Here is a 22775-nt window from a genome sequence, read left to right as displayed (position 1 = left end):
GGGTTAGGGGTGGAGGTTCAGGCGGAGGAGGAGGTCCAGCAGGGCGAAGGCGAAGAGGGCGATGCCGACGAAGCCGTTGGCGGTGAAGAAGGCCCGGTTGACCTTGCTGAGGTCGGTCGGAGTGACCACCAGGTGCTGGTAGCCGAAGGCGACAGCGGTGAGCGCCAGCCCGATCCACCAGGGCCAGCCGTAACCGACAAGCGTGCCGAACCAGATGAACAGGGCGAACGTCACCACGTGCGCCACGGTGGAGGCGTGCAGGGCGAAGCGCCGCCCGTAGCGGGCGGGGACGCTGCGTACCCCGATCCGCCGGTCGACCTCGTCGTCCTGGCAGGCGTAGATCAGGTCGAAGCCGCCGATCCACAGGCCGACGGCCGCACCGAGCAGCCAGGCCGGCCAGGAGCCGGCGAAGGTGCCGGTGACGGCGAGCCAGGCGCCGACCGGGCCGACCGCCTGGGCGATCGCCAGGATGGCGTGCGGCCAGTCGGTGAACCGCTTGCCGTAGGGGTAGACGACAAGTGGGATCACGGCGAGCGGGGCGAGCACCAGGCAGAGAGGGTTGAGCAGGGCGGCGGCGGCGAGGAACACCACCAGCGCGACGGCCGCGCCCGTCCAGGCCGTCCGCACGCTCACCGCCCCGGTGACCAGTTCCCGCCCGGCGGTACGCGGGTTCCGCGCGTCGATCCGTCGGTCGAGGATCCGGTTGGCGGCCATGGCGAACGTCCGTGCCCCCACCATCGCCACGGTGATCAGCAGCAGGTCGAGCCAACGCACCCGACCGCCGTCGACCTGCATCGCGGTCAGCGCCGACAGGTAGGCGAACGGCAGCGCGAAGACGGAATGCTCGATCGCGACGAGCCGGAGGAAGGACTTGACCCGGCCGGGACGGGCGGCCGGCGTGACGGCGGTGGCCATCAGATGCCGTACTCCTTCCAGCGCTTGTCGACCAGGGAGGTGACCTCCGGTGACATGGTCATCTCCTCCGGCCAGCCCCGGGTGTAGCCCTCGGTGGGCAGCTTGCGGGTCGCGTCGACGCCCACCTTGCCGCCCCAGAACTGCTGGTAGGACGAGTGGTCGAGGTGGTCCACCGGCCCCTCGGTGAGCAGCAGGTCGCGGGCGTAGTCGACGTTGCCGAAGGCCCGGAAGGCGACCTCGTGGTAGTCGTGCACGTCGCAGTCGGAGTCGACGATCACGATCAGCTTGGTCAGCGACATCAGGTGCGCGCCCCAGATCGCGTTCATCACCTTCTGCGCGTGCTTCGGGTAGCGCTTGCGGATCGACACGATGGCGCAGTTGTGGAACACCCCGGCGGCCGGCAGGTCGTAGTCGACGATGTCCGGGATCATCAGCTTGAGCAGCGGTTGGAAGATCCGCTCGGTGGCCTTGCCGAGGCCGTGGTCCTCCTGTGGCGGCTTGGAGGTGACGATCGAGTGGTAGACCGGGTTGCGCTGCATGGTCATCGTCTCGATGTGCAGCACCGGGAACGGCTCGACCGGGGTGTAGAAGCCGGTGTGGTCGCCGAACGGTCCCTCGGGCAGCCGCTCGCCGGGCTCCAGGTAGCCCTCCAGCACGATCTGCGCGTGCGCCGGCACCTGCAACGGCACGGTCAGGCAGTCGACCATCTCGACCCGCTCGCCGCGCAGGAACCCGGCGAACAGGTATTCGTCGATGTCACCGGGGAGCGGCGCGGAGGCGGCGTAGCTGACCACCGGGTCGCAGCCGATGGCGATGGCGACCGGCAGCCGCTGGCCGAGCCGTTCGGCGACCGCGTGGTGGGCGGTGGAGTCCTTGTGGATCTGCCAGTGCATGCCGAGGGTGTTGCGGGAGTGCTGCTGGAGCCGGTAGAGACCGAGGTTGCGCTTGCCCGTCTCCGGGTGCTTGGTGTGGGTCAGCCCGTAGTTGTGGAAGATGCCGCCGTCGTCGGGCCAGACCTGGAGGCCGGGCAGCCGTCCCAGGTCGACGTCGTCGCCGGAGTAGACCACCTCCTGGCAGGGGGCGGTCTTCACCTTGCGCGGCGGCACCGACTTGAGCTGCATGACCTTGCCCAGGCCCTCGCGGATGCCGGACCAGCCGACCGGCAGCTCCGGCTTGATCAACGCGCCGATCCGGTCGCCGATCTCGTCCAGCGACCCGACGCCGAGCGCCATCGCCATCCGCTTCTCGGTGCCGAACAGGTTGATCGCCACCGGCATCTCGCCCCGGGTGGGCCGCTCGAAGAGCAGCGCCGGCCCGCCGGCCCGGACCGTCCGGGTGACCACCTCGCTGATCTCCAGCGTGGGGTCCACCGGGACGGTCACCCGCCGCAGCTCGCCCGCGCGCTCCAGCGCCGCGAGGAAGTCCTTGAGATCGGTGTACGGGAAGCCACGTGCCGCCATACGGCCAGTCTCCCGCACCCCGGGCGGCACCGCCCACGCCGGGTCGCCCCGCGCGGTGTGCGTCTCCCCACCCCGATGAGTGCGCCTCCCCGCCCGGGTGGATGGCGGCCTTGGTCAGAGATCTTGGCAGGAAATGGCCCCATATGGGGCCATTTCCTGCCAAGATCTCGGCGAGCGTCTCCACACGGGCAGGTGCGTCTCTCCGACCGACGGCTGCTCGTTGGACGGGTGACGGTGGGGCAGGTGGCCGGGCCGTCGACGTCGGAACGGGGGCAGGGATGGACGACGGACGGGTTCCGGTGGGGTTCACCGAGCAGCGGGCCCAGGTCGGCGAGGTGGCGATCAACTACGTCCGGGGCGGCCGGGGGCCGACGCTGGTGCTGCTGCACGGCTATCCGCAGTGCTGGCGGATGTGGCGGGGGCTGCTGCCGGAGCTGGCCGCCTCGTACCAGGTGGTCGCCCCCGACCTGCGCGGCTTCGGCGACAGCGACGCCCCGCCCGAGGGATACGACAAGAAGACCGTCGCCGCCGACCTGCACGGGCTGCTGACCGGCCTCGGCCTGGCCGACGACATCCGGCTGGTCGGTCACGACGTGGGCACCATGGTCGCGTACGCCTACGCCGCCGCCCACCCCGACACGGTGTCCCGGCTCGTGCTGACCGAGGCGCCGATTCCGGACGAGAGCATCTACGCGTTCCCCGCCCTGAGCACGGCCGGGCCGGCGGTGTGGAACTTCGGCTTCTTCAACGTCACCAACGGCCTGCCGGAGGAGCTGGTCGCCGGCCGGGAGGCACGCTGGGTGGACCGCTTCACCGACTCGATCATGGTGCACAAGGGCAGCATCGGCCCGGACGACATCGAGGAGTACGCCCGGCACCTGACCGACCCGGCGCACCTGCGGGCCAGCTTCGACTATTTCCGGGCCTTCGCGCAGGACGTCGCGGACAACACGGCGTACCGGAAGAACCCGTTGCCGATGCCGGTGCTGGCCGTCGGCGCGGCGGCCAGCCTCGGCGGACAGGTCGCCGACCAGGTACGCCGCTACGCCCGCACGGTCGACGGCCAGGTGGTCGCCGACTGCGGCCACTGGCTGTTCGAGGAGCGCCCCGCCGCGCTGACCGCCCTGCTGCTCCCCTTCTTACGCGACTGACACCGGAGCCGGTGCCGGCGAGGTCGACCGGCATCTCGGGCGCGCAGCGGTGACGCCTCGCCGGCGGTCATGCCGCGTCGGCCCGGCCTTCGCGGTGGCGAGCGGTGACGACGCGGCGCAGCACGTCGAGGGCGTGTTCGGCTTCGTCGTGACTCACCGGCGCGGTGCGGACGGTGACGTATCCGCTCAGGGCGTCGCGGATCACATCGGAGCGGCGGCTTGCGGTCTGCTCGGCGAGGCGGTCAAGTTGCTTCACGAGCTCCACTGGTAGCCGGGTGCTGACCAGCACCATCGGTGTCTCAGGCGCAACCCCGGAGGCCGGCGTTGCCGTCATGGACCTGATGACCGGCACCAGGCTGTCGGTGTGCTGGAACCATGCCACGACCTCGTCTTTGGTCATCCGGTCGAAGTCCGGCTCGGTCATAGGACTCGCCTCCTCCACTCGTCGAGGTCTGCGCCACGTAGGGCACGAGCCCCGATGATCTTGTATGTGTTCGTGGCACCGATGCGGTCACACAGTGCGGCGACCACTCGACCACTCGACCACTGTCGGCCATGCCCATGATGATGAGCAGCAGATCCCCGAGAGTGCGCTCGTGGCGTAGGCCCGACGGGGCGTACAACGCCTGAGTCGTCTCGTCCACACCGACGCCGTTGCGGCTGGCGTTGTCCAGACCCTCGTCGGTCCAGACGTACTCGCGTTCACGCACTCCGCAAGCGTAACACGTCGTAATACGCCGGGATTCGACGGAGCAGACTGCCGCCGGGGGTCAGCGGGTACGGGCGAGCGCGACGAAGGACCGCCAGGCTGCCGGGGTGAAGCTCAGCACGCCGCCGGCGCGGTCCTTGCTGTCGCGGACGGCGACCAGCCCGGGAAGGTTGTCGGCCACCTCGACGCAGTTGCCGCCGTTGGTGCTGCTCCGGGTGCTGGTGCGCCACCGCGCGCCGGTCAGCTCCATGACTTCGCCACCTCCGTCAACAGATCGATCGACTGCTGGAGCGGCAGCGCCTCCCCCTGGATCGACTCCCAGGCCGACCGGACCGCCAGCACGTCCCCGGTGTGGTCGATCACCTGACCCTTGAGCTGATCGTCCAGATAGACGACATCCTCTCCGGTGGGCAGCGGAGCCAGCACGAAGGCCCCGGCGACACCGGGATACGCGCCGACCGAGGCGGGCACGATGTGCAGCCGGACCCGGGTGTGCTCGGTGGCGACCTTCACCAGCCGCAACAGTTGCTCGCGCATCACCACCGGCCCGCCGACCGGGCGGCGTAACACATGTTCGTCGAGCACCGCGACGAGCTGCGGCGGTCGTTCCCCGGTCAGCACCGCCTGCCGGGCCAACCGCGCCTCGGCCCGCTGCTCCACCTCCGGCTCGTCGAAGAGGCCGACGCTGCGGAACAGCGCGCGGGCATAGGCGGCCGTCTGGAGCAACCCCGGCACCACAATGGGTTCGAACGACCGGAGCACGGTGGCCTGCCGCTCGTTGGCCTCCCATTCCCGCATCCACTGCGGCGACCCGAGGCGGGCCAGCATCCGGGCGAACGCGCCGCCGGTGTCGAGCGCCACGTCGACCCGCTCCCAGAAGTCGGGCGGCGGCTTCCGCGCGCCGGTCTCGACCATCGCCACTGTGGACGGCGAGTAGTTTGACCGTCCTGGCCAGCTCCTCCTGGGTCATCTTGCGGGCGGCCCGCCGATGACCTGGGCTTCCGGTCAGCCGTGGCGCAGAACCACACTCAGTCATGCGCACCCGGCAGCAGGCGCCCCTTCCCCGCCGAACCTGCCCAGGGCGGCGTTTCCGATCAGGCCGCCGGCTCCCAGGCGTAACCGGCCAGGGGCGGGTCGAGCGGGGCGCGGGTGAGCCGGTTGGCCAGGGTCGAGATGGTGTACGTCCCGACCCCGAGCACCACGTCCAGGGCGTGCCGGGGGCGGTAGCCGGCGTCGAGGAAGGCGGTCAGCTCGTCGTCCGGCACGTCACCGGCGTGGTCGAGGACGGCGAGGGTGAACCGGCGCAGCGCCGCCAGCCGGGGTTCGGGCAGCTCGCTGCCGTCGCGCAGCGCGGCGATCAGTTCAGCGGCGGCACCCAGCCGGTGCAGCGTCGCGGTGTGCATCGCCAGGCAGAGGTGGCACCGGTTGCGGGTGGCCACCGTCAGCACGACCACCTCCCGCTCGACAGGTGCGAGGTCGGTGGCCTCGAAGGTGGCGGAGGCCGTCAGGAACCCCTTGAGCAGTTCCGGGGATTCGGCCATCAGGCCGACCGCGCCGGGCAGGTGGCCGAGTTTGCGGTGCACGCCGGCCATGGTCGGCCGGGCGGCGTCGGGCGCGGTGTCGAGGGTGTGGGTGGTGAAGCCGGGTCGGGACATGGCGGTACCCCTCACGTAAGCTAGTCAACGTGGTTGTCGAAACAGTAAACCAGATTGTCGAACGTGTCGACGGCTGACCCCGAGCGCCCCGGCTTCGTGCTGCCCCTGCTGCTGCTCGCCGGGTTCCGCAGCCTCATCGACGAACTGCACGCCGAGTTGGCCCGGCAGGGCCACCCCGAGCTGCGGCCGGCGCACGGCTTCGTGCTCCAGGCCGTCGGGGTCGACGGCACCACCGCGTCCGAGCTGGGGCACCGCCTGGGCGTCTCGAAGCAGGCCGCCGGAAAGACCGTCGACCGGCTGGTCGCCCTCGGCTACCTGGAACGCGCCGACGACCCGGCCGACGCCCGCCGCAAACTGGTCCGGATGACGGAGAAGGGTGTCGACGGGCTACGTCGGTCGGCGGTGCTCTTCGACGCGCTGCGGGAGCGCTGGGTGACGCGGATCGGCGCGGAGCGGGTGGCCGCCCTGGAGGACGACCTGCGCGCGGTCACCCCGCCGGATTCCTTCCGCCTCGACGTCCCCGGTTGGTTCGGCACCTGACCACTCCAGAGCCAACCAGCGACGATCCGGGCGCGGGAGCGGCCCGGTTTGGGTCAGGCGGTTCGCGGTGGTGCCGTGCTGGCCCGTGTCACCAGCCGGTTCGGCACCAGGCTGGTACCGGGCTCGACGGGCTGGTTGCGGATCTGTCGCAGCGCGGTCTCGACGCATCTGCGGCCTACTTCGGCGAAGTCCTGATGGATCGTGGTCAGTGGTGGGATGAACGAGGCGCTGTCCGGGATGTCGTCGAAGCCGATCACGCTGATGTCGCGGGGAACGATCCGTTGCTTCTCGTGCAACGCCCGCAGCACGCCGAGGGCCATCTGGTCGTTGCCGGCGAAGACCGCGGTGCACGACGCCTCGTCTGCCAGCAGGAGGCCGGCGCGGTAGCCGGATTCGGCCGACCAGTCGCCGCGATACATCGACGGTACGGGCCGACCCGCCCCTTCAAGCACGCAGCGCCACGCCGTCGCCCGACGCCCGGCGGCGAAGGACTCCGGCGGCCCGGCGACGTGCCAGACGGTGTGGTGGCCGAGGTCGAGCAGGTGTTGGACGGCCTGCCGCGCACCGTCGGCCTGATCGGTGTCCACCACGCTGTAACGGTCGCCGGCATCGGAGTCGACGACCACGACATGCACCCCTGGCGGGAGGACGAACATCGCGGCGTCGAGCAGATGCACCTCCATCACCACGATGACGGCGTCCACCGCCAACTCGCCCAGTCGGGTGAACGCGCCCAGCACGCCGTGCTGGGTGGGTGTCGCCACGGGCATGAGCGTGATCACGTAACCTGCCCGGCTGGCGTGGGTGGCGATCGCCTCGAGCAGCCGGCTGTTTCCCGTGGTGGACAGCGTGAAGATGATGACGCCGATGGTGCGGAACTCGCCGTTCTTCAGCGCCCGGGCCGCGCTGTTGGGCCGGTAGCCCAACTGCTGCATCGCCGCGAGAACCTGTTGGCGGGTGGACGCGACAACCCCGGGATGGCCGGTGGAGACGCGGGATACCGTCTGCGCGGAGACCCCGGCCGCTCGGGCCACGTCCGCCATCGACACGCGCCGGTGGCGTCGGGTGATGCCTGACGATCCTGCGAGGGCCCGCGGCACACCGTCCGGCGATGCTGGGATCATCGCTACGGTGCTCCTTTCGCAGCCCGGCGGGCTGTTGAACGACACGATAAAGCAGCTATCGGTTCTTGACGCCATCCGAGAGAGACGTCGGAGGGATCCGGAACGCCTCGTTCCGGATCCCTCCGACGTCAGGTTGGTGTCAGCCGCGGGTCCACCGCTGGTTGGCGCCTCCGTTGCAGGTCCACATGTTCACCGCTGAACCGTTCGCGGTCGCGTTGTTGGCGACGTCCAGGCACAGCCCGGACTGGACTCCCACCACTGTGTTGTTGGTGAGGGTCCACTGCTGGTTGGCACCGCTGCCGCAGTCCCCGAGGACCGCCGTGGCACCCGGCGTCGTGCTCTGACCGGAGACGCCCAGGCACTTGCCGAGCGACTGCAACTGGCGGGTGGAGGCGTTGTACGTCCACTGCTGGTTGGCCCCGGTGTGGCAGTCCCACAGCGCCGGCCTGGTCCCGTTTGCGGAGTTGCTGTTCGGCACGTCGAGGCAACGACCCGACTGAGCGCCGATCAGCCTCGCCGTCGTCGTCCCCGTGGTCGGGACCGGTGTCGTCGGCACGACGCCGCCCAGGTCGATGGTGCTGTACGTGACGGAGTTGACGGTGCTGCCGTTGTAGCCGCCGCTGAGCACCACCAGGCTGTGGCCGTCGGCCAGCGGAACCATGCCGCGGCTGTACCCGCCGGCGACCTTGGAATCGACACGGGTCCAGGCGTTCGCGGCACCGCCCTGGGTGTTGACGAACACGTCGGTTGTGCTTTGCGCACTGACGACGAGGGTGCCGTTGGAGCCGCCGGTGGGAAGCCAGGTGATGTACGGGTTCCAGAAGGCGGTGTGGCCGTCGGTCGACCTCAGGACCTGGCCGGTGACTGAGCCGAACGCCTCGGGGTTGGAGGAGATCTTGTAATAGACCGCGAGGTTTCCCGCCGGCGAGCCCCCGTACTCGTACGTCATCACGTAGTTGCCGTTCGGCAGCTTCGCAACTGTCGACATGCCGGGTCGGTCGCTCTGGGTGGAGGTCGCCACGTCGTCGACGACGGGGCCCCAGTTGACGCCGTCCGTGCTGACCTGGTGCACCAGCTTCTGGCTGTGGCTGCTGTCTCGCTCGTCGGAGTAGTAGACGATGAGTTTGTTGCCGTTGACCAGGAAGAAGGGTTCCCAGACCGGTCTGCCCGCGCCGTTGGCGATGGTCTTGACGAAGGTCCAGCTCTGCCCTTGGTTCGTGCTGGCGTACATGTCGATCTTGAACCCGGAGCGGTTACTGGGGACGGAGTCGCCGGCGGCCAGGATGGTCCCGGCGGGGAAGCTGCCGATCGCGGTGGGCAGTTCGAACAGCTGTGGCTGCCAGCGCATGCCCCAGCCGTTCTGCGTGTCGGCGACTTCTGAGATCTTGGTCCAGGAGTTGCCGGTGTCGGTGCTGCGGTAGATCGGGAAGACGGGCTTGCCGGTGGTGTACTGCTCGAAGGTGGCGAGCATGGTGCCGTTGGACGACCCGCTGTGCTCCAGCCGGATTCCCCTGGGGTAGAGCGTGCCGGGGGCGGGGGTGCCGGACGGCGGGGTGTACATGGTCTGCGAGGAGCGGGTGATGGCCTCGCTCACTGTGGGGAGGAGGACCGTGCCGACCGCTGCGACCAGGGCGAGCAGCAGGAGCAGGACAAGGAGGGGGAAGGGACGGGAAAGCGGGGCGGCGCCGGATCTGGCGCCTGTCTGCTTCGGGAACATGTGCGGCTCCAATAGCGGGGGAACGAGGTCTCGTCCGGGTCCGCCGCGTCGGGAGTGACCTGGTGGCGGTACGGCGGAGTTCAGGGAACTGTCAGCCGGGCGAGTTGGTGTCCAGCGGCTGGTCGTTGTCCTCTCTCCTCGCGGACGGGTCGGCCAGGGGTCAAGGCGTCTCCCCCGCCGGCCGTCAACGTCGACCACGTCACCCTTGTCGATGTTTACGTAAACATCGACAAGGGTCGCAGCCCCATCCGGACGCCGCAGTCGAAGCTGATGCCCGATTTAAGCACTAAATTGTTTACGCAAACATCGTTCGGCGATGATGTCACCAGCCTTATGGGGCGTCAAGGTGTCGGCCAATGGGAAGGCACCACGACCACCACCTACCGCTGGCGGTCGGTACCGCTGACCGGCTTCGGGAGGGGAGACGTTCTGCCGGCCAAGGGGCATCGACACACCTGGTCCTCCGGTAGAGGATGGGACGCATGGACGACGCGTACACGGTGGGCGATCCCGACGGCCTCTCCCCGCTGCTGCGGGAGATCCGCGACGCGGTGGCCCGGGAGCTGCACGCCCAGCTCGCCCTGCGGGCCGAGCGCCTCGAACTGGCCGACGTGCCCGAGGTCGCCTACCAGGTGACCCTCGGCGTCGACCGGGTGCTCACCGGCCGGCTCAGTTCACCCCGGCGTACGAGTGCAGGCCGGTGAAGAAGAAGTTCACCCCGAACAGGTTCATCAGCACGGTCAGGAAACCGAGCACCGCGATCCAGGTCGCCACGTTGCGCTTCACGCTGGGCGTGGCGCGGGCGTGCAGGTAACCGGCGTAGACCACCCAGGAGATGAACGCCCAGGTCTCCTTCGGGTCCCAGCCCCAGGCCCGGCCCCAGGCCGCCTCGGCCCAGATCGCGCCCGCGATCACCGCGAACGTGAAGATCGGGAACGCGAAGGCGTGCAGGGCGAAGGTCAGCCGCTCCAGGTCGGCCGCCCCGGGCAGCCGTCGGGCCAGCGTGTACGGGAAGCTGCGCCGCCCCTGCTCGTAGCCGTTGCGCAGCAGGAACGACACCGCCGGCACCACGCCCAGCAGGAAGATGCCGGAGGAGAAGACGATCGTCGACACGTGGATGATGAACCAGTACGACTGGAGCGCCGGCATCAGCGGCACCACCTGGACGTAGAGCTTCAGCTCGGCGAAGGCCAGCAGCAGCACCATGACCAGTGTGAGGAACAGCCCGAGCCGGCGCAGAGCCGGCCGCTTCCAGAGCACCACGAGCCAGGCGGCGGTCCCGATCCAGGTGACCGTCAGCACGAACTCGTACATGTTGCCCCAGGGCATCCGGTCGGCCGCGATCCCCCGGGTGACCAGCGCGCCCAGGTGCAGCGCGGCGGCGAGCACGGTCAGCCCGGCGGCGATCCGCCCGGCCAGTCTGGCCCGCCCGGCCGAACGACTCGGCCGGATCGACGGCGGCGTGGCCCCGACGGGTGGGGCCCCGGCCGCATCGCCCGCCACCGGCCCGTCGACCTTGTCGACGCCCGCGCCACCGGCACCCGCGGCGCCCACCGCACCGACGCCCGCGCCGACCAGCTCGCGGGCCGGCGCTACCCGGGCCGCCACCGCGCGGACGTTGCCCAGGGCGTACTCGACGGCGTGGCTGATCATCGCGACCAGGTACACCAGGATCGCGAACGTCACCAACTGGTCGGAGACTGCGGACATCACTCGACTCCCTCTCGCGCCCGCCGGTCGGGCCGCCCGTCGTCGCGTACCGCGGCGACGAGAGACGCGAACTCCTCGGCGAACCCCGGATGCTCGGTGCGCGGCAGCCCACCGGCCGCCACCAAACTACTACCGCTCGTCGGAGATCCACTGTCGGGGGGCGTCACCCGGAACCAGACCCGCCGCCGCCGACCGAACAGCGAGCCCATCAGCCCGGCCAGCAGCACCACGCAGGCGCCCAGCATCAGCTTCTCGCCCGGGTCGTGCCGGACGGAGAGGGTGACGTACCGCTTGGTGCCGAGGAACTCCAGTTTGCTGCCGTCGTCCAGGGTCCACGTCTCGCCCGGGGCGAGCTTGCGGTTGCCGACCTGCTTGAGCTTGCCGTTGGTCACCTGCCGCTGGTCGAGTTGGTAGACCGAGCCGGGGATGCCCGCGTCCAGCCCCAGGTTGCCCCGGTAGGCGGCCAGCACCACGGCCGGGTTGCGCTCCTCGGGGAACCGCGACGACGCGAACGGCGCGGTGTCCGGGGCGGTCGGCAGGTAGAGCCCCTCGAAGGCGACCTGCTGGTTCGCGTCCCGCCGGCCGGTCGCCGGGTCGACGTTCGCGTCCGGGAAGGCGGCCACCCCCTCGCTTGTGAGGTTGGCGTCGCCGCTGGTCAGGAACGGCTCCGTGCTGGTCTGGCTGCGGCCGTACCGGTCGGTGTACTTCAGGATCGGGGCGTAGCCGTGGCCCAGCAGGTAGACGTTGGCCGAACCGAGCCGCAGCGGCGAGTTGACCGAGAAGTCGGCGGTGCGCCGGTCCGACCCGTCCGGCCGGTCGACGGTCACCGTCGCGCGGTAGCTCTCCGGCTGACCGGACGGCAGGAACCGGGCGTCGAAATCGTCGAGGGTCAGGCAGAACGGTGGCAGGTCGGCGCTGTCGACGCGCGGGCCGAGCTTCACCTCGGCGTACTGCTGGCGGGTGTTGCAGAAGCTCGCGTCGGCGACCAGCAGGCGGTTGCCGTGCCAGCCGTACCACGAGCCGAGCGCGACCCCGATCAGGACGGCGACCAGCGAGGTGTGGAACAGCAGGTTGCCGGTCTCCTTGAGGTAGCCCTTCTCGGCGGAGACCTCGTTGCCGCGCACCTGCACCCGCCAGCGGCGGCGGCGCAGCACGGCGGCGATGGCCGCCGGGTCGGCGGCGGCCGGCGCCTCCAGCACGGTGTGCTGCGGCAGCCGGTCCAGCCGCTTCGGCGCGGCCGGCGGCCGGGACCGCAGCGCCCGCAGGTGGTCGCGCATCCGGGGCAGGACGCAGCCCACCAGCGAGGTGAACAGCAGCAGGTAGATGGCGGAGAACCAGACCGAGCCGAACACCTCGAACGCGCCGATCCGGTCGAGCTGCGGGGCCAGCTCGGGGTGCTCGACGAAGTACCTGTCGACGTTCTCCGGGTTGACCCCACGCTGCGGCAGCACCGAGCCGGGAATCGCGGCGACCGCGAGCAGGAACAACAGGATCAACGCGGTACGCATGCTGGTGAGCTGCCGCCACGAGTTGCGCAGCAGGGCGAGCAGCGGATTCGGCCGACGGCGGGGCGCCTCGGCGGGTGGGCTGGTCGGCCGGTCGTCGACTGTCGTCATCAGATGCTCACCTCGCCGGGGCCCACCGTCGTCTGCAACCAGATCACGAAGTTCTGCCAGCCGCCTGTGACAAGCGCCAGGCCGATCAGGATCAGCAGCACCCCGCCGATCCGGGTGACCCACCGGCTGTTGCGCCGGACCGCCCGGAACACCCCGAGCAGCCGGTGGAAGCCCAACCCGAAGACCACGAACGGCAACCCCAACCCCAGGCAGTACGCCACCGCCAGCACCACGGCCCGGTCGGTCTGCCCACCGGTGGCGGCCATCCCGAGCACCGCACCCAGCGTCGGACCGGTGCACGGCATCCAGCTCAGCGCGAACACCGCGCCGAGCACCGGCGCACCGAGCAGCCCGGCGGCGGGCAGCCGGCGGATGCGCAGTTCCCGCTGCATGCCGGGGAGCACGCCCAGGTAGCTCAGCCCGAGCAGGACGATCAGCGCGCCGATGACCACCTGGAAGGTGCGCTCGTAGTCGAAGAAGATCCGGCCGAACCCGGCGAAGAGGATAGCGGTGGCGGTGAAGACGACTGTGAAGCCCGCGATGAACAGCAGCGTCCCGGCGAGCACCCGCCCCTTGACCGCCGCCGCCGGCCGGGTCGCCGCCCGGGTCGCGACCGCCACCGGGCCGTCCGGGCCGCCGGCCCGCGCCGGTTCGCCCCCGGTCGGGGCCGGTTCTCCACCGGTCGATCCCGGCCCGCTGTCGGTCGGGGTCGGGGTGCCGGCCGGATCGGGACCGCCGCCGGTCGGGGTCGCCCGGGAGCGGCCCTCCAGGTCGGTGCCGGCCAGGCCGGTCACGTACGACAGGTAGCCGGGCATCAGCGGCAGCACGCACGGGGACAGGAAGCTGACCAGCCCGGCGAGCGCCGCCGCGCCGATCGCGAGCAGCAGCGGGCCGGACTGGGCGAGTTCGCGGAACGTCTCGCCCATCAGCGGGAACCGGTGGACGCCGGCTCTTCGGCGGCTATCCGCTCGACGATCGGCCGCAGCCCGTCGGTGGTGACGGCGGCCCGGATCACGGTGGCGATCCGGCCCTGCCGGTCGAGCACGACGGTGGCCGGGATGGTGTTCGGCGGGATGTCCAGCGCCAGCGCCAGCCGACTGGCCGGGTCGAACAGGCTCGGATAGGTGACCCGGCCCTCCTCGAAGGCGATCGCCTTGTCCCGGCTGTCCTGCACGTTGATGCCGAGGAAGGTCACCCCGGCGGCCTTGGTGGCCTGGTAGGTGGCCTCCAGGTCGTCGGCCTCGGCCCGGCAGGGCGCACACCAGGAGCCCCAGAAGTTGAGCACCACCACCTGGCCCCGGGCCTGGGAGGTGTCGTACCGGCCACCGGTGAGCAGGTCACCGGCGATCTTCGGGGCGGCGGAGCGTTGGTCGGGGGCGCACTCGACGATGCCGCCGTTGTTGGCGCACCGGCCCTCCTCGTCACCGGAGGAGCAGCCGACCAGCGCCGCCCCGGCGGTGACGGCGGCGAGCAGGACGGCGAACGACCTCCGAAGACGCATCTCAGGCCCCCTTGGCCGTCCGGGCTGTCGCGGACATGGCGATCAGGTGGGCGGCCGGCTCGGAGTAGCCGATCCCGACCACCTTGGCCCCGTCGAAGTGGAACGAGGTGAGGCTGGCCAGCCCGCACTGCCGGCGGCGCGGGTCGTGCCAGAGCCGCTTGCGCTCGACGTAGCGGCGCAGCGTCCAGATGGGGAGCTGGTGGGAGACGATGACCGCCTCGCGCCCTTCGGCGGCGACCCGGGCGGCGTGCAGCCCGGCGAACATCCGCTCGGCGATGGCCCGGTAGGCCTCACCCCAGCTCGGGGTCACCGGGTCACGCAGCACCCACCAGTTGCGCGGGTCGCGGAACGAGCCGTCACCGGGCGAGACCTTCTTGCCCTCGAACCAGTTGGCGCTCTCGATCAGCCGCTCGTCCACCCCGACCGGGAGCCCGAACTGACCGGCGATCGGCTCGGCGGTCTGCTGGGCGCGTTCCAGCGGGCTGGCCACCACGTGCACGACCTCCCGCTCGGCGACCGCCTGGGCGGCGGCCTTGGCCATCTGCACGCCCAGCTCGGAGAGCCGGAAACCGGGCAGCCGGCCGTAGAGGATCTGGTCGGGGTTGTACACCTCGCCGTGCCGCAGCACATGGACGACCGTCTTGCTCATTGGTTTACCCCCCGTGGCCCGCGGCTGCCGCTGCTGTCGCCGCCGCCGGCAGGGCGGCGGCGATGTGCTCCAGGGCGGCGTCGTCGAGCGCCGCCGACACGAACCACGACTCGAACGCGCTCGGCGGCAGGTAGACGCCGGCGGAGAGCATCGCGTGGAAGAACGCCTTGAATGCGGGCACCTGCTGGGTGCGGGCGCTGTCGTAGTCGACCACGTCGGCGTCGGTGAAGAAGATCGAGAACATGCTGCCCGCGTACGACAGGCGGTGCGGGACCCCGGCGGCGGCCAGCGCGTCGGCGGCCAGCCGGCCCACGACGGCGGCCGTGTCGTCCAGCTTCCGGTAGAGCGCGTCGTCGGCCAGCCGCAGGGTGGCCAGGCCCGCGGCGCAGGCCAGCGGGTTACCGGAGAGGGTGCCGGCCTGGTAGACCGGGCCGGCCGGGGCGAGTCGGGACATGATCTCCGCGCGCCCGCCGAACGCCGCGGCGGGCAGCCCGCCCCCCATCACCTTGCCGTACGTCCACAGGTCGGCCTCCGACGGGTCGAGGCCGTGCCAGCCGGCCCGGGAGACCCGGAACCCGGTCATCACCTCGTCGACGATCAGCAGCGCGCCATGCGCGTGGGCGAGTGCCGCGAGCCGGGAGTTGAAGCCGTCGCGCGGGGCGACCACCCCCATGTTGCCGGCGGCGGCCTCGGTGATGACCGCCGCGATGTGCGGCCCCTGCGCGGCGAAGGCCGCCTCGACGGCGACGAGGTCGTTGTAGGGCAGCACGATGGTGTCGCCGGCCGCCGCGCCGGTGACCCCGGGCGAGTCGGGCAGGCCGAGGGTGGCGACGCCGGAGCCGGCGGCGGCGAGCAGCCCGTCGGAGTGGCCGTGGTAGCAGCCGGCGAACTTGATGATCTTGGAGCGGCCGGTGAAGCCCCGGGCCAGCCGGATCGCCGACATGGTCGCCTCGGTCCCCGAGTTGACCAACCGGACCTGCTCGACCGGGGTGCGGTCGACGATCTCGGCGGCCAACTCCACCTCACCCGGGGTGGGGGTGCCGAAGCTGGTGCCGAGGGTGGCGGCCTCCCGGACCGCCTCGACCACCTCGGGGTGGGCGTGGCCCAGGATCAGCGGCCCCCAGGAGCAGACCAGGTCGACGTAGCGCCGCCCGTCGGCGTCGTACAGCCAGGGACCCTCCCCCCGGACCATGAAGCGCGGGGTGCCACCGACGGCACGGAACGCGCGCACAGGGGAGTTCACCCCGCCGGGCACGATGGCCAGGGCGCGGTCGAACAGGGCCTCGGAGGCCGGTGCGTCGGCCGGGTAGCGACCGGTGCCGGCGGAAAAGGTATTCGTCACGATGCGGCCATTGTGTCAGCGCCGGACGGGGAATCGGCAGGCACCCCGGGACGGGGTTACCCCGCTCACCCGCCCGACAGGGGCCGAAACACCGCTCGCCGGTGCGATGACCGACACGGCGGATCGCCTCGCCGGGCCGGGTCGCCGAGATCGCGATAGGCTGACCGGGTGGATCGTGCCGAACTGTCCATCACGGTACACCGGACGGGCGACGAAGTGGTGTTGCGCCTGGCCGGTGAGATCGACATGCTCACCGCCGCCCAGTTGTCGACAGTCGTGAACGAGGTGCTCGCCGATCCTCCGCCGCGCATCGTGCTCGACCTGGCCGGGGTGACCTTCTGCGACTCGCAGGGCCTGGGCACGCTGGTGGTGCTCAGTCGCAAGGCCAGCCACTCCCAGTGCCTGCTGATCCTGAGCAACGTGGGCGACTTCCTGCTCCGCGTCCTCGACATCACCGGCCTCCGCTCCGCCCTGATGATCCGCAACGAGACCCCCTCCGGCTGACCCGGTCCGCGCCGGGCGGGTGCCGGGGCGGCGGGCATTCGGCACGGGGTCAGGTGGTGGGCACGTCCCGGCGGCGGAAGGCGGCCAGACCGGCCGCCGCGAACAGCCCGGCGAGCGCGGTCATCGTCAGCAGCGGGGTGGCGCTCCAGCCGGCCCGCAGCACCTGCGGGGTGTGCGTGAACGGCGAGAGGTCCAGCAGCCACTGGCTCAGTTCCAGCACCGCGCCGAGCTGACCGAGCAGCACGCAGACCGCGAGCACCGCCCACGCCGTCGGGGCGAGCCGGGGCAGCTGGCCGAGCAACAGCACCGCCAGCCCGGCCAGTACCCAGGCCGCCGGCGCCTGGGCCAGGCCGGCACCGAGCATCCGGGGCAGCTGACCGGGCACGTCGTCGACGCTGAGCCCGTAGGTCAGGCCGGTCGCCAGGCCGGTCACCGCCAGCGCCACCACCGGCCCCAGCAGGGCGAACACCAGGTGCGAGGCGAGCCAGGCCGACCGGTGCACCCCGGTGGCCAGCAGCGGTTCGACCCGCCCGGCGGCCTCCTCCGAACGCATCCGTAACGCCGCCTGGATGCCGTACCCGGCGGCGGCCAGCCCGGCAACGCTCAACGACGCCCCCAGGTACGCCTCGGCCAGCCCGGACGCCCCACCCAACCGGGCCATCACCTGCTCCAACGCGGCGTTGCCGGCGACCGACCGGCCGGCCGCCTCGGCCGCTCCGCCGATGACCGACCCGAGCAGGCCGAAGCCGACCGCCCAGCCCAGCAGCTGCCCCCGGTGCAGCCGCCAGGCCAACCCGAACGGCCCGGCCAACGCCCGCCCGGCCCGGAGCGGGCCCGGCCGCGACGGCAGCACGCCGGCACCGAGATCCCGCCGCACCGAGACCGGGTACGCCACCGCCGCGAGCAGCACGGTCAGCGCGACCGGCAGGGCCAGCACCCACCAGCGCTCCCCCTCGTAGGCGCGGATCCGCGGCGCCCAGCCCAGCGGGGAGAGCCAGCTCGGCCAGTCGTGGCGGGCGGTGTCGCCGACCAGCCGCAGCACGAACGCCACCCCGAGCGCCCCGACGGCGATCCCGCGCGCCCCACCGGCGGTCTCGGTGAGCTGGGCGGCCAACCCGCCCACCGTGGCGAAGACCACCCCCACCAGTGCCGCCGACGACCCGTACGCCAGTGAGCCGGCCGCCGGCAGCCCGGTGGCGGCCAGCCCGGCGGCGGTGAGCAGGCCGAGCAGCAGACTGGCCGCGTACGTGACGAGCAGCGCGGCGGTGAGCCCGGCGTACCGGCCGAGGACGGTCGCGCCGAGCAGCTCCCGCCGGCCGGCCTCCTCCTCGGTGCGGGTGTGCCGGATGACGGTGAGCAGGGCGGCCAGCCCCACGATCACCTGGAGGAAGCCGCCCCGCTGGGCGGTGAGCGCGCCGACGCTGTCGCCGTAGACCGGGCCGAGCAGGGCCACGATCGACGGGGCGCGGGCGGTGCCGGTGGCGTACGCGGTCCGCTCGGCGGCGGTCGGGAAGAGCGCGAAGAAGCTGCCCGCGTACGACATCGGCAGGACGGCAAGCAGCAGCACCCAGAGCGGGAGGACGATCCGGTCCCGGCGCAGGACCAGCCGGACCAGGTGACCGGTGCCGGTGAGGGCGCTCACCGCCGTACCCCCGTGGGCTGGTCGCTGCCCCGCGCTGCGGGGGCCGACACGTCGGTGGGCGGGTCGGCGGCGGGCGGCTCGTAGTGGCGGAGGAAAAGCTCCTCCAGGGTCGGTGGCTGGCTGACCAGGCTGCGTACGCCGATCTCGGTGAGCCGGCGCAACGCGGCGTCGAGCGCGACGGTGTCGACGTCGAAGCGGACCCGGTCGCCGTCGACCCGCAGGTCGTGCACGCCGGGCAGGCCGGCCAGGCCGTCCAGCGGGCCGGTCAGCTCGGCGTCGATCGAGGTGCGGTGCAGGTGACGCAGCTCGGTCAGGGTGCCGGTCTCGACGGTGCGACCGTTGCGGATGATCGTCACCCGGTCGCAGAGCGCCTCCACCTCGGCGAGGATGTGGCTGGACAACAGCACCGTGCGACCGTCCCGCCGGGCCCGGCCGATCCAGTGCTGGAACACCTCCTCCATCAGCGGGTCCAGCCCGGAGGTGGGCTCGTCGAGGATGAGCAGTTCGACGTCGGAGGCGAGCGCGGCGACCAGGCCGACCTTCTGCCGGTTGCCCTTGGAATAGGCGCGCCCCTTCTTGCGCGGGTCCAGCTCGAACGACTCCAGCAGTTCGTCCCGGCGTCGCGGGTCGAGCCCGCCGCGCATCCGGCCGAGCAGGTCGATCACCTCGCCGCCGGAGAGCTGGGGCCAGAGGGTGACGTCCCCCGGCACGTACGCCAGGCGGCGGTGCAGCGCGACGGCGTCGCGCCACGGGTCGCCGCCGAGCAGCCGGACGGCCCCCGCGTCCGCCCGCAGCAGCCCGAGCAGCACCCGGATGGTGGTCGACTTGCCGGCGCCGTTCGGGCCGAGGAAGCCGTGCACCTCACCGGCCCGGACGTCGAGGTCGAGCCCGTCGAGGGCCCGGGTGCGGCCGAAGGTCTTGACCAGGCCGGCCACCGCTATCGGGGTTTCCATACTTCGGAAGCTACACTCGTTTCACAAAGTTGTGAAGCATGTGTCCGGTGCGGCACCATCGCCTGCGTAACCGACACCCCGAGGAGCACCGGACCGATGCCTGACGACCGCCACCCCGGCCAGGACGACGAGGTCCACCTCTTCGTCGAACGGATGGCCATGGCCTTCGCGGACGTCGGCTTCCCCCGGATGGCCGCCCGGGTCCTGTTCGCCGTGATGAGCGCCGACGGGCCGCTGACCGCCGCCCAGATCGGCGAGCGGCTGGGGGTCAGCGCGGCGGCCGTCTCCGGCGCGGTGCGCTACCTGACCCAGTTCGGCATGCTGATCCGCGAGCCGGTCCCGCGCTCCCGCCGGGACCACTACCGGATGCCGGAGAACCCCTGGTACGAGGGGACCATCACCAAGACCGGCCTCTACAAGAACTTCATCGACATCGCCGACACCGGGGTCGCCGCGCTGGGTGGTCCGGCCACCCCGGGAGGTGAGCGAGTGGCCGAGATGCGCGACTTCTTCGCCTTCGTCCAGGAGGAGATCGACTCGCTCGGCGAACGCTGGCGGCTCCGCCGGGCCGCCACCGGCCACGCCGACCGGCCCGCCGGCTGACCGTGGCCGGTCAGGCGGTGTTGCCCCAGCGGGCCTGTTCCAGGACGTCCAGGGCGCGCTGCCGGGCCTCCGGGTCGTCCTCGGCGCGCAGCAGGGTGGTCGCCTCGTCCACCGCGTCGGTGAGCACCCGCCACTGGGCGTCGCGCTCGCGCACCACGTCGGACTGCGCCGCCAACTGCCGGGTCTTCACCCACAGCTCCACGAACACCGACACCTTCGCCCGCAGTACCCACGGGTCGAACGGCTTGGTCAGGTAGTCCACCGCCCCGACCGCATAACCACGCAGCGCCAACTGGGCGTCCTTGTCGGCGGCGGTGAGGAAGATGATCGGCACGTGCCGGGTCCGCTCCCGACGCTTGATGTGACTGGCCGTCTCGAAGCCGTCCATGTCCGGCATCTGGGCGTCCAGCAGGATGACCGCGAAGTCGTCCACGAGCAGTTGCTTCAGCGCCGCCTCACCGCTCTCCACGGCCACCGACTGCACCGGGAGCCCCTGGAGGATCGCCTCCAGGGCCATCAGGTTCTCCCGACGGTCGTCGACGAGCAGCGCCTTGGCAGTCTGCGTCACGAATTCTCCTTGTCTCGGCGGCCGCTGACCCAGGACGCCATCCGCTCGATCAGCCCGTCCAAGTCCACCGGCTTGGTGATGTAGTCGCTACCCCCGGCGGCGAGCGCCGACTCCCGGTCGCCCGGCATCGCCTTCGCGGTGAGGAAGACGATCGGCAGGTCCGCGAAGCGGTGGTTACGGCGGATCTGCCGGGTCGTCTCGTAACCGTCCTGGTCGGGCATCATGGCGTCCATCAGCACGATGTCCACCTCCGGATGCTCGGCCAGCACGCGGACACCGTCCGCGCCGTTGTCCGAGTACAGCACGGTCATCCCGTGCAGTTCCAACGCGCTGGTCAAGGCGAACACGTTGCGTACGTCGTCGTCGACGATCAGCACGGTGGCGCCGTCCAACTGCCGGGTGGCCGGGGCCTCCGGTGCGGCGAGCAACTCCATCGGCGGCATCAGCAGCGACGCAGGCAGGCCCGCGCGCTGCGGCGACGGCGACTGCGGCGCCACCACCGCGTCCGGCGCCAGCACATCCGGTACGAAGAGGGTGAACGTCGAACCCTGCCCCGGCGCGGAGGTCACGGTGATCGTGCCGCCGATCAACCGGGCCAGGTCCCGACTGATCGACAGGCCCAGCCCGGTGCCGCCGTAGCGCCGGCTGGTGGTGCCGTCGGCCTGCTGGAACGCCTCGAAGATGATGTTCAGCTTGTCGTCGGAGATGCCGATGCCGGTGTCGATCACGGTGAAGGCGACCACCTGCCGAGCGTTGGTCAACGCCGGCACGTCGAAGACCGCGTTCTCCGCCGCCGGGGCGATCCGCAGGGTTACCGCGCCGTTGTCGGTGAACTTCACCGCGTTGGAGAGCATGTTGCGCAGGATCTGCTGCAACCGTTGGGCGTCGGTCACCAGGGCTGGCGGCAGTTCCTTGGCCACCCGTACCTGGAAGTCGAGGTTCTTGTCCTCGGCCTGCGGGGCGAACGCCTGCTCCACGTAGTTGCGGATCTCGGCGAACCGGATCTCCGTCGGCTCGACGTCCATCCGGCCGGCCTCGATCTTGGACAGGTCCAGGATGTCGTCGATCAGGCGCAGCAGGTCCGAGCCGGAGCCGTGGATCGTCCGGGCGAACTCGATCTGCTTCGGGGTGAGGTTGCGCTCCGAGTTCTCCACCAGCAACCGGGCCAGCAGCAGCAGCGAGTTCAGCGGCGTACGCAGCTCGTGGCTCATGTTCGCCAGGAACTCCGACTTGTAGGCCGACGCCCGGGTGAGCTGCTGGGCCTTCTCCTCCAGGCCGAGCCGGGCCAGCTCGATCTCCCGGTTCTTCGTCTCGATGTTGCCCTTCTGCTCGCTCAGCAGCTTCGCCTTGTCCTCCAGCTCGGCGTTGGTGCGCTGCAACTCCGCCGACTGGTCCTGCAACTCCAGCGCCAGCCGCTGCGACTGGGCCAGCAGCTCCTCCGTACGCCGGTTGGCCTGGATGGTGTTGACCGCGATGCCGATGGTGAGCACCAGCCGCTCCAGGAACGCCAGGTGCAGCTCCGAGAAGCGGGCCACGCTGGCGAACTCGATCACCCCGAGCAGCTCGCCCTCGAACAGGATCGGCAGCACCACCAGGTCGGACGGGAGTGTCTCGGCCAGCCCCGACCGCAGGGTGATCCGCCCGTCGGGCAGCGCGTTGAGCCGGATCGTCCGGCGGGAGAGCGCGGCCTGACCGACCAGCCCCTCACCGGGCCCGAAGGTGACGTCGTGCCCCCGCGCCACATATCCGTACGAGGCGGTCAGCCGCAACCGCATCACCCCGTCGGAAGTGTCCGCCAGGAAGAACGCGCCGAGCTGCGCGTCGACGAGCGGGGTCACCTCCATCATGATCATGCGGCAGACCTCGCCCAGGTCCCGCTGGCCCTGGAGCAGGCCGCCGATCCGGGCCAGGTTGGAGTCCAACCAGCCCTGCTCGGCGTTCTTCTTGGTCGTCTCCCGGAGGGTGACGATCATCTGGTTGATGTTGTCCTTCAGCTCGGCGACCTCGCCCTGCGCCTTGACCGCGATCCGCTGGGTCAGGTCGCCCCGGGTCACCGAGGTGGAGACCTGGGAGATCGCCCGGAGCTGGGTGGTCAGGGTGGAGGCGAGCTGGTTGACGTTCTCGGTGAGATCCCGCCAGGTGCCACTCACGCCCTTCACCTGGGCCTGACCACCGAGCTTGCCCTCGATGCCGACCTCACGCCCGACCCGGGTCACCTCGTCGGCGAACGAACTGAGCTGGTCGACCATCGTGTTGACGGTGTTCTTCAGCTCCAGGATCTCGCCCTGCGCGTCCACGGTGATCTTCTGGCCGAGGTCGCCCTTGGCCACCGCCGTGGTCACCGAGGCGATGTTGCGCACCTGGGAGGTCAGGTTCGACGCCATCGAGTTCACGTTGTCGGTCAGGTCCCGCCAGG

23 protein-coding genes are annotated in these 22775 nt (G+C 71.2%); 5 read left to right on the top strand and 18 right to left on the bottom strand.

The features are described from left to right. Positions 1-3: 3 nt before the first annotated feature. Both mqnP and AC0AIB_RS27970 read right to left on the bottom strand, forming a co-directional pair. Positions 4-915 (bottom strand): menaquinone biosynthesis prenyltransferase MqnP, encoded by a 912-nt coding sequence (mqnP, locus tag AC0AIB_RS27975; protein WP_465097814.1) that lies wholly within the window; start codon positions 913-915, stop codon positions 4-6. Next, complete coding sequence (locus AC0AIB_RS27970) at positions 915-2375, bottom strand: menaquinone biosynthesis decarboxylase (protein ID WP_465097813.1); 1461 nt, start codon at positions 2373-2375, stop codon at positions 915-917. Before AC0AIB_RS27970 ends, mqnP begins: the two co-directional genes overlap by 1 nt. Before the next feature lie 278 nt (positions 2376-2653). On the opposite strand from AC0AIB_RS27970, the gene AC0AIB_RS27965 reads away from it, so the two are divergent. Further along, positions 2654-3526 carry an alpha/beta fold hydrolase gene (locus AC0AIB_RS27965; RefSeq protein WP_465097812.1) on the top strand — a complete coding sequence of 291 codons (873 nt, stop codon included), beginning with the start codon at positions 2654-2656 and terminating at the stop codon, positions 3524-3526. Positions 3527-3593: 67 nt separating this feature from the next. On the opposite strand, the gene AC0AIB_RS27960 is transcribed toward AC0AIB_RS27965, so the two are convergent. From AC0AIB_RS27960 to AC0AIB_RS27945, 4 genes are all read right to left on the bottom strand, one after another. Continuing rightward, positions 3594-3950, bottom strand: a complete 357-nt coding sequence (locus tag AC0AIB_RS27960) for a ribbon-helix-helix domain-containing protein (protein WP_465097811.1) — start codon at positions 3948-3950, stop codon at positions 3594-3596. A gap of 346 nt (positions 3951-4296) precedes the next feature. Continuing rightward, complete coding sequence (locus AC0AIB_RS27955; RefSeq protein WP_328340960.1) at positions 4297-4485, bottom strand: DUF397 domain-containing protein; 189 nt, start codon at positions 4483-4485, stop codon at positions 4297-4299. Beyond that, positions 4476-5150, bottom strand: coding sequence for a DUF5753 domain-containing protein (locus AC0AIB_RS27950; RefSeq protein WP_465097810.1), 675 nt, complete (start codon positions 5148-5150; stop codon positions 4476-4478). Before AC0AIB_RS27950 ends, AC0AIB_RS27955 begins: the two co-directional genes overlap by 10 nt. Positions 5151-5329: 179 nt before the next feature. After that, the gene (locus AC0AIB_RS27945) at positions 5330-5905 is read right to left on the bottom strand and encodes a carboxymuconolactone decarboxylase family protein (protein WP_465097809.1); all 576 of its coding nucleotides are present in this window, start codon (positions 5903-5905) and stop codon (positions 5330-5332) included. A gap of 48 nt (positions 5906-5953) precedes the next feature. Between AC0AIB_RS27945 and AC0AIB_RS27940 the strand changes: the two genes are divergently transcribed. Beyond that, complete coding sequence (locus tag AC0AIB_RS27940) at positions 5954-6430, top strand: MarR family winged helix-turn-helix transcriptional regulator (RefSeq protein WP_328340966.1); 477 nt, start codon at positions 5954-5956, stop codon at positions 6428-6430. Between the two features lie 53 nt (positions 6431-6483). Here the strand turns inward: AC0AIB_RS27940 and AC0AIB_RS27935 are convergent, their stop codons facing one another. Continuing rightward, the gene (locus tag AC0AIB_RS27935) at positions 6484-7629 is read right to left on the bottom strand and encodes a LacI family DNA-binding transcriptional regulator (RefSeq protein WP_328340968.1); all 1146 of its coding nucleotides are present in this window, start codon (positions 7627-7629) and stop codon (positions 6484-6486) included. A gap of 64 nt (positions 7630-7693) precedes the next feature. Then, positions 7694-9271: a ricin-type beta-trefoil lectin domain protein gene (locus AC0AIB_RS27930; RefSeq protein WP_465097808.1), complete on the bottom strand. Its 1578-nt coding sequence runs from the start codon at positions 9269-9271 to the stop codon at positions 7694-7696. 482 nt (positions 9272-9753) lie between these two features. On the opposite strand from AC0AIB_RS27930, the gene AC0AIB_RS27925 reads away from it, so the two are divergent. Then, the gene (locus AC0AIB_RS27925) at positions 9754-9975 is read left to right on the top strand and encodes a hypothetical protein (RefSeq protein ID WP_328340972.1); all 222 of its coding nucleotides are present in this window, start codon (positions 9754-9756) and stop codon (positions 9973-9975) included. Here AC0AIB_RS27925 and ccsB read toward each other — a convergent pair. Genes ccsB through hemL form a run of 6 tightly spaced genes read right to left on the bottom strand, consistent with a single transcriptional unit; the run spans position 9941 to position 16089 of the window. Beyond that, the gene (gene ccsB / locus AC0AIB_RS27920; RefSeq protein WP_328340974.1) at positions 9941-10981 is read right to left on the bottom strand and encodes a c-type cytochrome biogenesis protein CcsB; all 1041 of its coding nucleotides are present in this window, start codon (positions 10979-10981) and stop codon (positions 9941-9943) included. The two genes, AC0AIB_RS27925 and ccsB, sit on opposite strands and share 35 nt — an antisense overlap. After that, positions 10981-12597: a cytochrome c biogenesis protein ResB gene (gene resB, locus AC0AIB_RS27915; protein WP_328340976.1), complete on the bottom strand. Its 1617-nt coding sequence runs from the start codon at positions 12595-12597 to the stop codon at positions 10981-10983. Before resB ends, ccsB begins: the two co-directional genes overlap by 1 nt. After that, positions 12597-13523, bottom strand: a complete 927-nt coding sequence (locus tag AC0AIB_RS27910; protein WP_328340978.1) for a cytochrome c biogenesis CcdA family protein — start codon at positions 13521-13523, stop codon at positions 12597-12599. Before AC0AIB_RS27910 ends, resB begins: the two co-directional genes overlap by 1 nt. After that, positions 13523-14098 (bottom strand): TlpA family protein disulfide reductase, encoded by a 576-nt coding sequence (locus AC0AIB_RS27905; RefSeq protein WP_465097807.1) that lies wholly within the window; start codon positions 14096-14098, stop codon positions 13523-13525. Before AC0AIB_RS27905 ends, AC0AIB_RS27910 begins: the two co-directional genes overlap by 1 nt. 1 nt (position 14099) lies before the next feature. After that, positions 14100-14747, bottom strand: a complete 648-nt coding sequence (locus AC0AIB_RS27900) for a histidine phosphatase family protein (RefSeq protein WP_091244220.1) — start codon at positions 14745-14747, stop codon at positions 14100-14102. 4 nt (positions 14748-14751) lie between these two features. Further along, a complete protein-coding gene (hemL, locus tag AC0AIB_RS27895; RefSeq protein ID WP_328340983.1) occupies positions 14752-16089 on the bottom strand; it encodes a glutamate-1-semialdehyde 2,1-aminomutase in 1338 nt (445 codons plus the stop codon). A 168-nt stretch (positions 16090-16257) separates the two neighbouring features. Here hemL and AC0AIB_RS27890 point away from each other — a divergent pair, with 168 nt between their 5' ends. After that, positions 16258-16593 carry an STAS domain-containing protein gene (locus AC0AIB_RS27890; protein WP_145917415.1) on the top strand — a complete coding sequence of 112 codons (336 nt, stop codon included), beginning with the start codon at positions 16258-16260 and terminating at the stop codon, positions 16591-16593. A gap of 49 nt (positions 16594-16642) precedes the next feature. Here AC0AIB_RS27890 and AC0AIB_RS27885 read toward each other — a convergent pair whose 3' ends face one another. Together AC0AIB_RS27885 and AC0AIB_RS27880 are read right to left on the bottom strand one after the other, a co-directional pair. Beyond that, positions 16643-18235, bottom strand: a complete 1593-nt coding sequence (locus AC0AIB_RS27885) for an ABC transporter permease (RefSeq protein ID WP_328340988.1) — start codon at positions 18233-18235, stop codon at positions 16643-16645. Beyond that, entirely contained in the window at positions 18232-19188 is a 957-nt protein-coding gene (locus AC0AIB_RS27880) for an ABC transporter ATP-binding protein (RefSeq protein ID WP_328340990.1), read from the bottom strand. The genes AC0AIB_RS27885 and AC0AIB_RS27880 overlap by 4 nt, the downstream gene beginning before the upstream one ends. 96 nt (positions 19189-19284) lie before the next feature. On the opposite strand from AC0AIB_RS27880, the gene AC0AIB_RS27875 reads away from it, so the two are divergent. Next, entirely contained in the window at positions 19285-19791 is a 507-nt protein-coding gene (locus AC0AIB_RS27875; protein WP_328340992.1) for a GbsR/MarR family transcriptional regulator, read from the top strand. Positions 19792-19801: 10 nt separating this feature from the next. On the opposite strand, the gene AC0AIB_RS27870 is transcribed toward AC0AIB_RS27875, so the two are convergent. Next, on the bottom strand, positions 19802-20359 hold the full coding sequence (locus tag AC0AIB_RS27870) for a response regulator (RefSeq protein WP_328340994.1): 558 nt from the start codon (positions 20357-20359) through the stop codon (positions 19802-19804). After that, positions 20356-22775 (bottom strand): ATP-binding protein (locus tag AC0AIB_RS27865; RefSeq protein WP_465097806.1); only part of this gene is annotated, 2420 nt, incomplete at its 5' end. The genes AC0AIB_RS27870 and AC0AIB_RS27865, both read right to left, overlap by 4 nt.

This window comes from Micromonospora sp. DSM 43699 (assembly GCF_055517075.1).
This window is presented reverse-complemented; position numbering and strand designations above follow the sequence as displayed.

Bases quoted from the DNA above. Each gene is read 5' to 3' on its own strand.
- AC0AIB_RS27935 (WP_328340968.1), bottom strand. From the start codon at position 7,629: ATGGCGTCAAGAACCGATAGCTGCTTTATCGTGTCGTTCAACAGCCCG.
- AC0AIB_RS27910 (WP_328340978.1), bottom strand. From the start codon at position 13,523: ATGGGCGAGACGTTCCGCGAACTCGCCCAGTCCGGCCCGCTGCTGCTC.
- resB (WP_328340976.1), bottom strand. From the start codon at position 12,597: ATGACGACAGTCGACGACCGGCCGACCAGCCCACCCGCCGAGGCGCCC.
- AC0AIB_RS27960 (WP_465097811.1), bottom strand. From the start codon at position 3,950: ATGACCGAGCCGGACTTCGACCGGATGACCAAAGACGAGGTCGTGGCA.
- AC0AIB_RS27880 (WP_328340990.1), bottom strand. From the start codon at position 19,188: ATGGAAACCCCGATAGCGGTGGCCGGCCTGGTCAAGACCTTCGGCCGC.
- AC0AIB_RS27875 (WP_328340992.1), top strand. From the start codon at position 19,285: ATGCCTGACGACCGCCACCCCGGCCAGGACGACGAGGTCCACCTCTTC.
- AC0AIB_RS27905 (WP_465097807.1), bottom strand. From the start codon at position 14,098: ATGCGTCTTCGGAGGTCGTTCGCCGTCCTGCTCGCCGCCGTCACCGCC.
- AC0AIB_RS27970 (WP_465097813.1), bottom strand. From the start codon at position 2,375: ATGGCGGCACGTGGCTTCCCGTACACCGATCTCAAGGACTTCCTCGCG.
- AC0AIB_RS27930 (WP_465097808.1), bottom strand. From the start codon at position 9,271: ATGTTCCCGAAGCAGACAGGCGCCAGATCCGGCGCCGCCCCGCTTTCC.
- ccsB (WP_328340974.1), bottom strand. From the start codon at position 10,981: ATGTCCGCAGTCTCCGACCAGTTGGTGACGTTCGCGATCCTGGTGTAC.
- AC0AIB_RS27950 (WP_465097810.1), bottom strand. From the start codon at position 5,150: ATGGTCGAGACCGGCGCGCGGAAGCCGCCGCCCGACTTCTGGGAGCGG.
- mqnP (WP_465097814.1), bottom strand. From the start codon at position 915: ATGGCCACCGCCGTCACGCCGGCCGCCCGTCCCGGCCGGGTCAAGTCC.
- AC0AIB_RS27955 (WP_328340960.1), bottom strand. From the start codon at position 4,485: ATGGAGCTGACCGGCGCGCGGTGGCGCACCAGCACCCGGAGCAGCACC.
- AC0AIB_RS27900 (WP_091244220.1), bottom strand. From the start codon at position 14,747: ATGAGCAAGACGGTCGTCCATGTGCTGCGGCACGGCGAGGTGTACAAC.
- AC0AIB_RS27925 (WP_328340972.1), top strand. From the start codon at position 9,754: ATGGACGACGCGTACACGGTGGGCGATCCCGACGGCCTCTCCCCGCTG.
- AC0AIB_RS27965 (WP_465097812.1), top strand. From the start codon at position 2,654: ATGGACGACGGACGGGTTCCGGTGGGGTTCACCGAGCAGCGGGCCCAG.